Genomic DNA, 13215 nt, shown 5'->3' with positions numbered 1-13215 from the left:
ACCGCGCGCACGACGGGCCCTCGACTCCGGTCGGGGGCCCGTCGTCGTGTGCGGGGCGAGCCGATGGTCGACCGCCGGGAGCGGCGGCGGGGAGGCGCTCCCCGAGGAGCGGCAACAGCCCCCGGAGACGCGAGAACGCCGCCTCCCGATCGGGAGACGGCGTCGGAACGCGATGAGGTGCTGTCGCGGAGCGGCGGGGCTCAGTGCTGCGCGGGGACCTGACGGTAGCCGTCGCGGCTGGCGACGAGCACCGTCGACACCGTGCCCCATGCGGCGAGGCCACTGAGGACGACGAGGATTGCGATGCTCATGAGTGTTCTGCCTTTCGTTGCGGCGGCTTCTGATCGATCCGCCGGGATGCTGTGTACAACGTCCAGTGTCCGGCCCGGTGTTCCGTAGGACAATCGAACTGTTCTTGCCCTGACGTGTAGTTTCTCTACATGGACGTTCGACGGCTGGAACTGCTCCGCGAGCTCTCGATGCGCCGCTCGATCACGGCCGTGGCGGAGGCGACGCACCGCACGCCCTCCGCGGTCTCGCAGCAGCTCAAGGTGCTCGAGCGCGAGGCCGGCGTGCCGCTGATCGAGCGCTCCGGCCGCGGCGTGGTGCTCACGGCGGCGGGACGCGAGCTCGCCCGGAGCGCCACCGAGATCGCGATCGCGCTCGAGCGGGCCGACGCCGTCTGGCAGACGTTCAAGAACAACCCGATCGGCGAGGTCACCATCGCGACCTTTCCCACCGCGGGCCAGATGCTCCTCCCGAACGCGCTGGTCGCGCTCCGCAGCGTCGAGGGACTCGTCGTGCAGTGCGAGGACGCGGACCCCGGCACCGACGAGTTCGCCGACCTGACCGCCGACTTCGACATCGTGCTCGCCCACTCGCCCACCGGCAGAAGCGCCTGGGCCGGCCGCGGACTCGCGATGGCGGAGCTGATGGTCGAGCCCCTCGACATCGGCCTGCCGGTCGGGCACCGCCTCGCGGACCGGGCGACGGTCTCGGCGGCGGACCTGGTCGGCGAGACCTGGATCGGCGTCCCGGACGGGTTCCCGTTCGAGCGCGTGATGCAGGACATCGAGACCGCGTCCGGCGAGGCGGTGCGGGTGGAGCAGCGCTTCGCGTCGACCCGAGTGACGGAGGCGTTCGTCGCGGCGGGCCTGGGCATCGCGGTGCTCCCGCGCTACACGGCGGGCGGCGCGGGAGTGGTGGTGAAGCCGCTCCGCGGAGTGAACTCCGTGCGGCACATCGTCGCGCTGATGCGGCCGGACCGGGCGGAGCGGCTCTCGGTCCGCACCGTCGTCCGCGAGCTGCGCGCGCAGGCGGGCCGGCTCGTGCACGCGCTCTGAGCGATCACGGTGCCTCGCCCTCGCCAGCGCGGGAGAGAATGGAGGCATGAGCGATCCCGCCCGCCCCGAGGTCACCCGCGAAGAGGTCGACGTCCGCCGCTCCCCGCGCGTCTGGCGCATCCTGACCCTCGGCGTCGGGCTCGGAGCGATCGCGGCCTTCGTGCTGACCTTCGCGCTGCCCGAGACGCAGGGGTTCTCCCGCGGGCAGGTCTTCGGCTTCAGCCTGCTGCTCTTCGTGACGCTGTTCGGCGCTCTCGCGGGGCTCGTCGTGGTGCTGCTCGACCGGGTCGTCGGCCGGAAGGTCGTCCGGACCACCGCCGAGCGGATCGTCGAGCGCGAGGACGCGGCCGAGGAGCCCGTGGCCGAGGAGGCCCTGCCCGACGCGCGGACGACGTCCGACGAGGACGACCCGCAGACGGGGTCCGACCGGGTCTAGCCGGCGGAGGCGGGCCGCCCTGCGGCCGCTGCACTCCGCCCTGCGCTGAGGGTCCCGCCCGCGGCTCGCGCTCGCGGACGGGACCGCGGCGTCAGCGTCCCCGGCGCGACGAGGAGCGGCGGCTGCTGCTCGCGCTGGACGTCGGGCGCTTGGCGGCGGCGCGCTTGGCCTTCTGCGACTTCGAGATCTTCTTGGCCACGAAGGTGAGCAGGAACGGAAGGATTCGGTAGATCACGGGGGACTCCTCGGGTGCATGCGCGCGGGGCCGCGCACCCTCCGATCATGGAGCGGCGCACGGATCCGCGGCACCCGTTGCGCCGCGCCCGGCGCTGTGCAGAGCTCAGCTCAGCTGCGTGCGCTCCACCCAGTCGAGGTACTCCGGGGTGACGGTGCCCGTGACGTACTCGCCGGTGAAGCAGCTGGTCTCGAGGTCGGTGACGTCCGAGCCCTCGAGGATCGCCGCCTTCATGTCGGCGACCTCCTGATAGATCAGCTGGTCGGCGCCGATCGCCTCCGAGATCTCGGGGATGCGGCGGTTGTGGGCGACGAGCTCCTGGCGCGAGGGCATGTTGATCCCGTACACGTGCGGGTAGCGCACGGGGGGCGCGGCGGACGCGAAGGTGACCGTGTTCGCGCCGGCCGCGCGGGCCATGTCGACGATCTCCTTGGAGGTGGTGCCGCGGACGATCGAGTCGTCGACGATCAGGACGTTCTTGCCCTTGAACTCGCTCGACATCGCGTTGAGCTTCTGCCGCACCGACTTCTTGCGGACCGCCTGCCCGGGCATGATGAACGTCCGGCCGACGTAGCGGTTCTTGTAGAAGCCCTCGCGGTACTCGATCCCGAGCTTCTGCGCGACCTGCATCGCGGCGGGGCGGGAGGAGTCGGGGATCGGCATGACGACGTCGATCGCTCCGCCCGGGGTGTACTGCGCGATGGTGTCGGCGAGGCGGTCGCCCAGGCGCAGGCGCGCCTCGTAGACCGAGATGCCCGACATCACGGAGTCGGGGCGGGCGAGGTAGACGTACTCGAACGAGCACGGGATGAGTCGCGGATCCTTCGCGCACTGGCGGCTGGCCATCCGGCCGTCGGGGGTGATGAAGACCGCCTCGCCGGGAGCGACGTCGCGGACGATCTCGAAGCCCTGCGCCTCGAGCACGAGCGACTCGGAGGCGACGACCCAGTCGTCCGGCGCCCCGGTGTTGCTGCGGCGGCCGACGATGAGCGGGCGGATCCCGAAGGGGTCGCGGAACGCCAGCAGCCCGACGCCGGCGATCAGCGCGATGGTGGCGTAGGAGCCCTCGACGCGCTCGTGCACGCGGGCGACGGCGTCGAACACCTCGTCGGCGTCGAGGTCGCGGCCCGACATCGAGGCCTGCAGCTCGTTCGCCAGCACGTTGACCAGCAGCTCCGTGTCGGAGGTGGTGTTGAGGTGGCGGCGGTCGATGCGGAAGAGCTCCTCGGTGAGCTCGCGCGTGTTCGTGAGGTTGCCGTTGTGGACGAGGATGATGCCGTACGGCGCGTTCACGTAGAACGGCTGGGCCTCCTCCTCGCGCTCGGCGTTGCCCTTCGTCGCGTAGCGCACGTGGCCGAGGCCCATGGATCCGAGCAGCGAGCGCATGTCGCGGGTGCGGAACGCCTCGCGGACCTGTCCCGCGGCCTTCTTGATGTGCAGGGTGCTGCCGTCGGCGGTCGCGATGCCGGTCGAGTCCTGGCCGCGGTGCTGCAGGAGGGAGAGGCTGTCGTAGATGGACTGGTTGACCGGTCCGGAGGACACGATCCCAACGATTCCGCACATGCCGGAGGGGCTCCCAAGGGGATAGCAGGGGGGTTTGACGGTCCATCCTGGCACGCGGGGGACTCATCCCCTAATGGTTCGCCGTGGGCGGATCCGTGGTCGCGGGGGTGCTCAGGGCGGCGTCGACCGGCGGATCGGCCGGGCCGTCGTCGCCATCCGACCGGAGCGCGCGCGACCAGGCGACCTCGCGGCCGAGCTGCCCCGACTCGGTGAACAGCCGCACCTGATGGGTGCCGGCCAGGGCGGCCGCGAGCTCGTCGCGATCGGCGGGCTCGAATCCGAGCGACCGCCAGAAGGGGCCGGATCTGCGGGAGAAGAGCCAGGCGCGTCGGGCACCGCTCCGAGCGGCGTCGGCGAGAGCGTGGCGGGCGAGGCGGCTCCCCGCGCCGGACGCTCGGCGGTCCGAGGCCACCGCCACGCTGCGGATCAGAGCGTGGCTTCCGTCGGTACTCGGCTCCCAGCCGGTGCTGCCGACGACGCGACCGCTCCGGTCGCGCTCGAGCCAGAGGTGCACTGAGGGGGAGTCGATCCCGGCGAGCGTGAGGTCGGCGGCCGCGAGGAAGGCGCGCGCCGCGTCGACGTCCGCCGGTCCCGCACGCTGCAGCTCCACCCGTCCGATGCTGCCGCAGAGGGGCCCTCGGAGGAGTGCGCGGCTGCGGAGAGGCGGAGATCCCGGGCCGGGATCCGGCTCCGCGCCGCGGCGGGAGAGGGCAGTCGGTAGGGTCGTCGCGTGAGTGATGAGACGAGCAGCTACGCCCGCGCAGGAGTCGACACGGCGGCGGGGGACCTCGCCGTCGAGCTGATGAAGTCGGCGGTGTCGGCGACGCACGACAGCCGGGTCCTCGGCGGGGTCGGCGGCTTCGCGGGTCTGTACGACGTCTCCTTCCTCCGCGACTTCCGAGCCCCCCTCCTCGCGACCTCGACCGACGGCGTCGGCACCAAGGTCGCGCTCGCGCAGGCGATCGACAAGCACGACACCATCGGGCAGGACCTCGTCGGCATGGTCGTCGACGACATCGTCGTGGTCGGCGCCCGCCCCTTCTTCATGACCGACTACATCGCGTGCGGCAAGGTCGTCCCGGCCCGCATCGCCGACATCGTCGCCGGCATCGCGCGCGCCTGCTCCGAGACGGGCACCGCGCTCGTCGGCGGCGAGACGGCCGAGCACCCGGGCCTGCTCGGACCCGACGACTACGACGTGGCGGGCGCGGCGGTCGGCGCGATCGAGGCCGACCAGGTGCGCGGTGCCGACCGCGTGCGCGACGGCGACGTCGTGGTGGCGATGGCCTCCTCCGGACTGCACTCGAACGGCTACTCGCTCGTGCGCCACATCCTCGCCGAGCGCGGCATCGGCTTCACCGACCGCTCCGAGGAGCTGGGCGGCGTGGTCGGCGAGGTGCTGCTGGAGCCGACCCGCCTCTACACCCGGCCCCTCCTCGACCTCCTCGACGACGCCGAGCTCGGCCCGGCCGTCCACTCCATCAGCCACGTCACCGGCGGCGGGATCGCGGCGAACCTCGCCCGGGTGCTGCCGCGCGGCTCCTGGGTCGAGGTCGAGCGGGCGAGCTGGAGCCCGTCCGACGTGTTCCGCGCGCTCGCCGGGATGTCCGGCGCGACGCTCGAGAGCACCGAGGGCACCTGGAACCTCGGCATCGGCATGTTCGCCGTGGTCGCGGCGGAGGCTGCCGACGGCGTGATCGCGCGCCTCGAGCGCTCGGGCGTCCCGTCGTGGGTCGCCGGCCGCGTCTCGACCGCCGCGCGCGGGTTCGAGGGCTTCGAGCAGGGCGCGAAGGGCGTCGACGGCGGAGCGGTCCGCCTGGTCGGGTCCTACGCGGGCTGATCCTCGGAGGCGCCGCGGATCAGCGCGGTACGGCGTGCGCGCGCTCCCAGGAGTGCTCGTGCCGGGTCAGCAGCCACGAGCCCGCAGCGCAGAGCGCGCAGGCGGCCGCGGTGGCGAGCAGGGCCGTCGCCCAGGTCGGGGCGTCGCGGCTGACGAGCAGGTTCGCGGAGGCGACCAGCACGCCGAGACCGGCGCCCGCGCTGGTGCCGAGCACGAACGGGCCGTCGCGGCGGCTCGCGACGCGTACCGCGACCATGCCGGCGACCGCTCCCGCGCCTCCGACGACTCCGATGCCCGCGCCGGAGGCCGCTCCCATGAGCAGGCCGAAGCTCACCAGCCCGGGCGGGCCGTCGGCGGCGAGGACGCCGGGCAGGTAGAGGACCAGGGCGACGGCGGCGCCGACCGCGCCGCCCACCAGGATCGCGCCGACCAGCAGGGCGGCGGTGACGTAGCCGACCCGCGCGACAGGCCGCGCGGATCCTCCGGGTTCGAACATTCGCGGCTCCATCGACGCGGCCCGCGGGGCAGCGGGCGGTCCTCGGACAGTACGCCCGAACGCCCCTCGGCGGAACCGCCGTCGGGGATCGGCGGGACTAGCGCCGGAGGGTCTCGCTCGGGAGCTCGCCGAACCGCGTCGCGTAGTGCTGGGCGAAGCGGCCGCCGCTGATGAACCCCCAGCGGGCGGCGACGTCGCCGACCACCAGCGAGCCGATCGATCCGGCCGAGAGCTCCTCGTGCGCGCGCTCGAGGCGGACGTCGCGCAGGTAGTGCCGCGGGGTCTCGCCGAAGGCGCGCTGGAACGCGAGCTGCACGCCGCGGACCGTGAGCCCCGCAGCGTCGGCGATGTCGGCCACTCCGAGGGGCAGATCGGCGTTGGCCTGCACGAACTCCACGGCCCGGCGGAGGCGCCGCGCGCTGACCGAGGGCGGCACGGCCGGCAGCGGGGCGATGCGGTGGGCGAAGGTCTGCAGGGCGGCGAGCGCGGCGATGCGGGCGACGCCGTCGCGCTGCAGCACGGTGGGCGTGTGCGCGGAGGCGAGGGTGTCGCGCAGGAGCCGGATCGCCGCCCACCAGGCGGTCGTGTCTCGCGCCACGGGGGCGAACCGCAGCGGGCCGGGCTCGGTGCCGTGCAGCTCGGCGGCGATCGTCTCGAGGTGGGCGGCCTCGAAGTGCACGAGCGCGTCGCGGTACTCGAGGGCCTCGAAGCCGAAGGGTCGGCCGCTCGGGAACATGGCCGGGCGCCCGACGACGAGGCGGTGCTCGTCGCGCCCCAGATCGAGGGAGGCGCGCCCCGCGGTCAGCCAGAGGGCGACGTAGACGTCGCTCGGTGCCACCGTGCCGCGCACCCGGCCCAGGAAGGAGGCGGAGTGGAGGCTCACGGGCCCGGGCCCGGTCGTCGTGTAGCGGAACGCGAACGGCACGACCGAGCGCTCGGCCCGGAAGCCGGAGCCGTTGTACGAGCCGGCGTAGAAGTCGCGCGCCTCGTCGAGGTCGCTCCCGCGACGCTCCGACTGCCACACGGGCAGCCGTGCGGGCGGGGAAGTGCTCATCGGGTCAGTGTCCCAGGGGGCACCGACATTCTGCCCTCAGTGGCGGAAAGCGGGAGAACGTGCTCAGCCGAGCGACCCGCGCTCCAGGTCGGGTCCCTCACCCGCCGGATCCCCGTCCGCACGCGAAACAGGGCCGCCCCGAGGGAGCGGCCCCGATTCACGGGAGGAGTCACGCACGCTTCTGGTGCGGCTCCTCGACGAGGTCCGTGTCGTCGCCGTCGTCCTCGGCGTCGATCCACTTCGAGTAGTCCGGCTCGTCCGGGTGGCTGAGCTCGCGCTCGAGCGCACTGTAATCGACCGCCGGGCTGAACGACTTCAGCTCACGGGCGATCTTGGTGTTCTTCGCCTTCTGACGGCCGCGCCCCATGGGTGACCCCCTCACGATGACAGGCCAGACGGGCAGTGAGCCGGCTGGGGAAAAGAGCAGACAGGGAAAGTTGAAATCTACGCGGTAGTTTAGCAGACGGGGGACACGCCACCCCGGGCCTCGATCTGCCGGACGGCCGCCCATCCTCGACCGCGTCAGGAGCACCGTGGACAGCGTCGCCCCACCGCGTCCCGTCGTGGTGATCGGCGCGGGTCAGGCGGGTCTGTCCGTGGCCTACTACCTGCGCCGTCTCGGCCTCGTCCCCGGGCGCGACCTGATCGTCCTCGACCGCGGTCCGGAGCCCGGCGGGGCCTGGCAGTTCCGCTGGGAGGCCCTGCGGCTCGGCTCCGCGCACCGCGTGCACGATCTCCCGGGCATGGAGCGGATGGGGCTGTCGTTCCGGACGGCCGATCACCGGCGACCGGCACGGGACGTGGTCCGCGAGTACTACGGGCGCTACGAGGAGGAGCTCGGTCTCGAGATCCGCCGTCCGGAGTCGGTGCGGCGCGTCACGAGTGCGACGCCGCACGACACGGGGTCGCCGCTCGTCGTCGAGTCCGACCGCGCGGTCGAGCGCGCGAGTCTGCTCGTCAACGCGACCGGCACCTGGGGATCGCCCTTCGTCCCGCACTACCCCGGGCGGGACCGCTTCCGCGGCGTGCAGATCGACCCGACCGAGTACGTCCGCGCCGAGGACTTCGCCGGGAAGCAGGTGCTCGTGGTCGGCGGCGGCACCTCGGCGATCGGCTTCCTGCTGGAGCTCGAGCGGGTCGCGCGCTCCCTGACGTGGGCGACGCGGCGACCGGTCGTCTACCACGACGGCGAGCAGCTGGCGATGGAGTCGGCGGTGGAGGCGGTGGCCGAGCAGGACCGCGCCGCCCGCGCGGGCCTGCCCCTCCCGAGCATCGTCGGCGGCACGGGCGTGCAGCGCACCCGCCGGGTGGTCGCCGGGATCGAGCGCGGGCTCCTGCACGAGCGGGGGATGTTCTCGTCGATCGAGGAGGAGGGCGTGCGCTGGCCGGACGGCTCCTTCACGCGCGCCGACGCGATCATCTGGGCGACGGGCTTCCGGCCGGAGCTGCGCCACCTCGCTCCACTCGGGCTGCGCGAGCGCGAGGGCGGCATCGCTGTCGCCGACGGCGCCTCGCTGACGGATCCGCGCGTCTTCTTCGCCGGCTACGGCCCGACGGCCTCCACCATCGGGGCGAACCGCTCGGGCCGGCGCATCGCGCGCGCGGTCGTGGCGCGCCTGCCCTGAGCGCGCCTGCCCTGAGCGCGCCTGCCCTGAGTCGGTCTGCCCTGAGCGGCGCGGCGCCTCAGATCCTGCCGTCCCAGTCCACCGGCACCACGGAGCCGCGGTAGCGGATCCCGTCCACGCGGATCGGCCCGGCGAGCGCGGGCGAGAGCGGCGCGACGACCAGGGTGTCGCCTCCGGGAGCGAGCCCCAGCGCCGCCGACAGCACGGCGACGGAGGCGGCCGCCGACCAGGCCTGCGGTCGGCAGGCCGCCGGGTACGGCACCGGCGCGTGCACCTCGGCGGCGGGGTCGCCCGAGTGCAGCTCGGGCATCCGGTAGCCGAAGCCCTCGGCCGCGGCGATCAGTCCGCGCGAGAGGGTCGTCGCCTCCGCCCCGAAGCCCTCCCGGGCGAGCCCGGTGACGGCGATCGCGGTGTCGTGCGCCCAGACCGAGCCGCCGTGGTACGACAGCGGCCAGTAGCCGCCCGAGCCGGTGTCCAGGGTGCGCAGGCCGAAGCCCGAGTCGAGCCCGGGGGAGACCAGCAGCTCGGCGACCCGGGCGGCGTGCTCGGGGGAGAGGATGCCGGTACCGAGGAGGTGGCCGAGGTTGCTGGTGATCGTGTCGACCGGGCGCCCGGCCGCGTCGAGCGCGATCGCCGGGTAGCCGCCGTCGGCGTCGTCGATCCAGAACGCCTCCGCGAAGCGCGCCTTCAGCGTCGACGCCGCCTCGCGCCACTCCGAGCCGTCGCGGCCGAGGTGCTCGAGCAGCGCCGCTCCGCCGACCATGGCCTCGTGGGCGTAGGCCTGCACCTCGCAGAGCGCGATCGGACCCTCGGCGAGCGTGCCGTCGCGCCACTGGATCGAGTCGCCCGAGTCCTTCCAGCCCTGGTTGGCGAGGCCGTGCCCCGTGGTGTCCACGTACTCGAGGAACCCGTCGCCGTCCGAGTCGCCGTCATCGCGGAGCCAGCGCAGCGCCGCCTCCAGAGCGGGCAGCAGCTCCTCGACCTCGTCGTCCGGGAGCCCCCAGCGCCAGGCGTCGTGGAGGAGGCAGACCCAGAGCGCGGTGGCGTCGACCGTGCCGAAGTAGAGCGGGGGCAGCGAAACGCACTCGCCGGGGATCTCGAGGGTCGTGGCGCGCAGCTCGTGCATGATCCTGCCCGGCTGCTCGGCGGTGTCCGCGACGTGGCGGGTGCCCTGCAGGCCGGCCAGGACGCGGAGGGTGGAGGCGGCGATCCCGGTCCCGAGGGGGAGGAGCATCCGCGCCGCCCAGATCGAGTCACGGCCGAAGAGGGTGAAGAACCACGGCGCTCCCGCGGCGAGGAACGGCTCGCCGGGGCGCTCCACGGTGACCATGCGCAGGGCGTCGAGGTCGTCGAGCGCGGCGCGGCACCAGGAGGCGAGGCGGGAGTCGCCGGTCTCGAGCGCGGTCCCCGCCCACTCGGCCGGTCCGGACGCGGCGGCGACCACGGCGGAGGCGTCCTCCGCGGCGACGCTCCACGCGACCTCGACGCTCCCGCGGGCCGGGACCACGACGCTCCAGGTGAGCACCGTGCCCGAGATCGAGGCGCCGGGTGCGCGCAGCTCGGCGCGGACCGGGCCGTGGGTCCAGTCGAGGCCCCCGTCCACCGGAGCGGTCGCGAAGGAGGGCTCGTCGCGGAGCCCCGCCTTCACCACGTGCACGAGCGAGAAGTCGGGATCGAGGGTCAGTTCGACGGTGGTCGCGACCTGGTCGGGGAGCGCCGACTCGAGGCGGATGCTCTCGCGGACGCCGCCGGCGGAGACCTCCCGCGAGCGGACCACGCGGATCCTAGGGTCCGCGGCGGCGTCGTCGAGATGGCGGGCGAGCGCGGTGAAGCGGGCGGAGGAGGCGCCGTCGCGGCCGCTCGCGATCGCCTCGAGCGCCGCGCCACCCACCCGGAGGGAGGCGCCCGCGAGCACGCGCACGTCGCCGAGGTAGAACCCGTGCACGGGGCGGGAGCCGACCTCGCCCGCCTCGTCCGACCACAGCTGCACGGGTGCGCGGAGCAGGACGAGGGAGTCGTGGAGGAGGGGCTGGCGGGGCTGGCGGGGCGGGGTCTGTCGGTCGTCGCGCTCGGTCGTCACGGTCGACTCCTCACTGGATCGTCGGTGCTGGGGGCGTGCCGCCGATCGTCCGCCGCCGGCCCCGGGAGTGCCGGAGCGGGGCGGACGGTTGACAGCGGCGTCGTCGGAGGTAACCTTACCGAAGGATTTGATCGATCAAATCGGTGGATCCCGCCGGGTTGGAACGATCAAGAGCACGTCGAGGAGGACGCATGGCACTGCCGACCGTCGAGGACGTCGCCCGTGCCGCGGGCGTCTCGCGCCAGACCGTGTCGAACGTGCTCAACAGCCCGCACATCGTCCGCGACAGCACCCGCGAGCGCGTCGAGAAGGCGATCGGCGACCTCAACTACCGGCCGCACGCCTCCGCCCGCCGCCTTCGCACCCGCAAGTCCGGCACCATCGGCGTCCGGATGGACCGCGTGCTCGACGGCATCTCCGGCAGCCTGCTCGACCGCTTCCTCCACGCCGTCACCGAGCAGGCCGATGCGCGCGGCATGCGCATCCTCCTCTACACGGCGAAGAGCCCGGAGGAGGAGATCGAGCGGATCGGACGCCTCCGCGACGGAGCCGACGTCGACGCCTTCGTACTCACCTCCACCTTCTACGGCGACCCCCGGACCGCCTGGCTGATCGAGCAGGCCGTGCCCTTCGTCACCTTCGGCCGCCCCTGGGGCGTCGACGACCGCAACGACCCGCAGCACCTCTGGGTCGACGTCGACGGCGCCGCCGGGCTCGCCCAGGCCACGGCGCACCTCGCCGACAGCGGCTGCTCCCGCATCGGCTTCCTCGGCTGGCCGAGCGGATCCGCGACCGGCGACGACCGCCGCAGCGGCTGGGAGCGGGTGCACCGCGAGCGGTTCCCCGACGCGCCCCTGCTCGCCGCCTCCTCCGAGGACGACGTCCAGCAGGCCCGCATCGCGGCCATCGAGTTCCTCCGCGCGACCCCGGAGCTCGACGGGCTGGTCTGCGTCTCCGACTCGCTCGCGCTCGGCGCCTCGATGGCCGCCGTGGCCGTCGGCCGGCCCTCCCTCCCGATCGTCGGCTTCGACAACACCCCCGTCGCCGCGGCCGTCGGCCTGCCGAGCATCGAGCAGGACCTCGACGCGGTGGCCGCGGGCGCGCTCGAGCTCCTGCTGGGCGAGCGCGGCGACGACGTCGTCCACCGCTCGCTCGCTCCGGGCGAGGCCCACCGCCTGATCGAGCCCCACCTCGTGCTCCGCACACCCCTCCACCACCCCGCCGACTGAGGCGCCGTCACTCCGACCGGCGCCCCTCCCCACGAAAGGCCAGACCATGACCCCCACCCACCGCGCGGCACGCTGGGGTGCCGCGATCCTCGCCGGAGGCCTGCTGCTCCCGCTCGCCGCCTGCTCGAGCGGCTCCGACTCCGGTGACGCGGGCGGCGACTCCGCCCTCACCGTGATGATCGGCTCGTCCGGCGACGCCGAGACGACCGCCGTCACCGACGCCGTGAACGCCTGGGGCGAGCAGAACAGCACGACGGTCGACGTGGTCGCCGCCAGTGACCTGACGCAGCAGCTCGGGCAGGGCTTCTCCGGCGGCAACCCGCCCGACCTCTTCTACATGAGCTGGGACCAGTTCCAGACCTACGCGAGCAACCGCTACCTGGAGCCGTACGCCCAGGACGCCGGGAACGCCGACGCCTTCTACCCGGCGCTGCGCGACGCGTTCAGCTACGACGACCGGTTCTACTGCGAGCCCAAGGACTTCTCCACGCTCGGCCTCGTGATCAACACGGACCTCTGGGCGGCGGCCGGCCTCACCGACGCGGACGTCCCCACCGACTGGGCCTCGCTCGAGTCGGCGGCGACGAAGCTGACCGCGAACGGAGTGACCGGGCTCTCCTTCGGCGCCGAGTACGCGCGCATCGGCACTTTCATGAACCAGGCCGGCGGATCGCTCCTCTCGGAGGACGGCACCACGGTCACCGCGGACACCCCCGAGAACGTCGCGGGCCTGACCGAGGTGAAGACGCTGCTCACCGACGGCGTGCTGAAGTTCCCGGCCGCGCTCGACTCCGGCTGGTCCGGCGAGGCGTTCGGCAAGGGCGCGGCGGCGATGGTCATCGAGGGCCCGTGGATCAACGGAGCGCTCGCGGCCGACTACCCCGACGTCGACTACCGCGTCGCCGAGCTCCCCGCCGGCCCCGGCGGGAAGTCGACCTTCACCTTCAGCAACTGCTGGGGCATCCCCGTCGGCAGCGCCACGGCCGAGAAGACGGAGTCGCTCGTGTCGGCCCTGACCTCTGACGAGCAGCAGCTCGCCTTCTCGGACGCCTTCGGAGTCATCCCCTCCACCGAGACCGGAGCCGCCGAGTACGCGACGAAGTACCCCGAGAACGCCGCCTTCGTCTCCGGCAACGACTACGCGGTGAGCCCGGTGGCCTTCGCCGGCGCGGCGACCGTCATCACCGACTTCAACTCGGCGCTCGAGGGCCTCGCGACCGGCGACCCGGAGTCGATCCTCGGCGACCTGCAGACCAACCTGCAGGACGCGCTCGACACGGCGAACGCGAAGTAGCCCGGCCGGGAGGCGGCGGA

General features: G+C 73.5%; 13 protein-coding genes. 6 read left to right on the top strand and 7 right to left on the bottom strand.

The window, feature by feature from the left end; all coding sequences use genetic code 11:
• Positions 1-440: 440 nt before the first annotated feature.
• Positions 441-1343 (top strand): LysR family transcriptional regulator, encoded by a 903-nt coding sequence (locus C5C27_RS02945; protein ID WP_104257884.1) that lies wholly within the window; start codon positions 441-443, stop codon positions 1341-1343.
• Positions 1344-1389: 46 nt separating this feature from the next.
• The gene (locus tag C5C27_RS02940; protein WP_104250788.1) at positions 1390-1779 is read left to right on the top strand and encodes a hypothetical protein; all 390 of its coding nucleotides are present in this window, start codon (positions 1390-1392) and stop codon (positions 1777-1779) included.
• 91 nt (positions 1780-1870) lie between these two features.
• Here the strand turns inward: C5C27_RS02940 and C5C27_RS17860 are convergent, their stop codons facing one another.
• From C5C27_RS17860 to C5C27_RS02930, 3 genes are all read right to left on the bottom strand, one after another.
• The gene (locus tag C5C27_RS17860; RefSeq protein WP_181028791.1) at positions 1871-2014 is read right to left on the bottom strand and encodes a hypothetical protein; all 144 of its coding nucleotides are present in this window, start codon (positions 2012-2014) and stop codon (positions 1871-1873) included.
• A gap of 105 nt (positions 2015-2119) precedes the next feature.
• Positions 2120-3577: an amidophosphoribosyltransferase gene (gene purF, locus C5C27_RS02935; RefSeq protein WP_104223766.1), complete on the bottom strand. Its 1458-nt coding sequence runs from the start codon at positions 3575-3577 to the stop codon at positions 2120-2122.
• Between the two features lie 70 nt (positions 3578-3647).
• Positions 3648-4187 (bottom strand): GNAT family N-acetyltransferase, encoded by a 540-nt coding sequence (locus C5C27_RS02930; RefSeq protein ID WP_104313566.1) that lies wholly within the window; start codon positions 4185-4187, stop codon positions 3648-3650.
• Between the two features lie 120 nt (positions 4188-4307).
• On the opposite strand from C5C27_RS02930, the gene purM reads away from it, so the two are divergent.
• Complete coding sequence (gene purM / locus C5C27_RS02925) at positions 4308-5417, top strand: phosphoribosylformylglycinamidine cyclo-ligase (RefSeq protein WP_104223764.1); 1110 nt, start codon at positions 4308-4310, stop codon at positions 5415-5417.
• A 19-nt stretch (positions 5418-5436) separates the two neighbouring features.
• Here purM and C5C27_RS02920 read toward each other — a convergent pair whose 3' ends face one another.
• The 3 genes from C5C27_RS02920 to C5C27_RS02910 form a co-directional block, all read right to left on the bottom strand.
• Positions 5437-5913 carry a hypothetical protein gene (locus C5C27_RS02920; RefSeq protein ID WP_104257887.1) on the bottom strand — a complete coding sequence of 159 codons (477 nt, stop codon included), beginning with the start codon at positions 5911-5913 and terminating at the stop codon, positions 5437-5439.
• Positions 5914-6010: 97 nt separating this feature from the next.
• Positions 6011-6967, bottom strand: coding sequence for an AraC family transcriptional regulator (locus tag C5C27_RS02915; RefSeq protein ID WP_104313565.1), 957 nt, complete (start codon positions 6965-6967; stop codon positions 6011-6013).
• A 169-nt stretch (positions 6968-7136) separates the two neighbouring features.
• The gene (locus tag C5C27_RS02910) at positions 7137-7334 is read right to left on the bottom strand and encodes a DUF3073 domain-containing protein (protein WP_097167615.1); all 198 of its coding nucleotides are present in this window, start codon (positions 7332-7334) and stop codon (positions 7137-7139) included.
• Positions 7335-7500: 166 nt separating this feature from the next.
• Here C5C27_RS02910 and C5C27_RS02905 point away from each other — a divergent pair, with 166 nt between their 5' ends.
• A complete protein-coding gene (locus C5C27_RS02905) occupies positions 7501-8592 on the top strand; it encodes an FAD-dependent oxidoreductase (protein ID WP_104226818.1) in 1092 nt (363 codons plus the stop codon).
• A 58-nt stretch (positions 8593-8650) separates the two neighbouring features.
• Here the strand turns inward: C5C27_RS02905 and C5C27_RS02900 are convergent, their stop codons facing one another.
• Positions 8651-10672: a glycogen debranching N-terminal domain-containing protein gene (locus tag C5C27_RS02900; RefSeq protein WP_104313564.1), complete on the bottom strand. Its 2022-nt coding sequence runs from the start codon at positions 10670-10672 to the stop codon at positions 8651-8653.
• 191 nt (positions 10673-10863) lie between these two features.
• On the opposite strand from C5C27_RS02900, the gene C5C27_RS02895 reads away from it, so the two are divergent.
• A complete protein-coding gene (locus tag C5C27_RS02895; RefSeq protein WP_104282651.1) occupies positions 10864-11901 on the top strand; it encodes a LacI family DNA-binding transcriptional regulator in 1038 nt (345 codons plus the stop codon).
• A 46-nt stretch (positions 11902-11947) separates the two neighbouring features.
• Positions 11948-13195 carry an extracellular solute-binding protein gene (locus tag C5C27_RS02890; RefSeq protein WP_104313563.1) on the top strand — a complete coding sequence of 416 codons (1248 nt, stop codon included), beginning with the start codon at positions 11948-11950 and terminating at the stop codon, positions 13193-13195.
• The last annotated feature ends 20 nt before the right edge of the window (positions 13196-13215 follow it).

Origin of the sequence: Rathayibacter sp. AY2B7, assembly GCF_002931635.1 — a bacterium.
GTDB lineage: Bacteria > Actinomycetota > Actinomycetes > Actinomycetales > Microbacteriaceae > Rathayibacter.
This window is presented reverse-complemented; position numbering and strand designations above follow the sequence as displayed.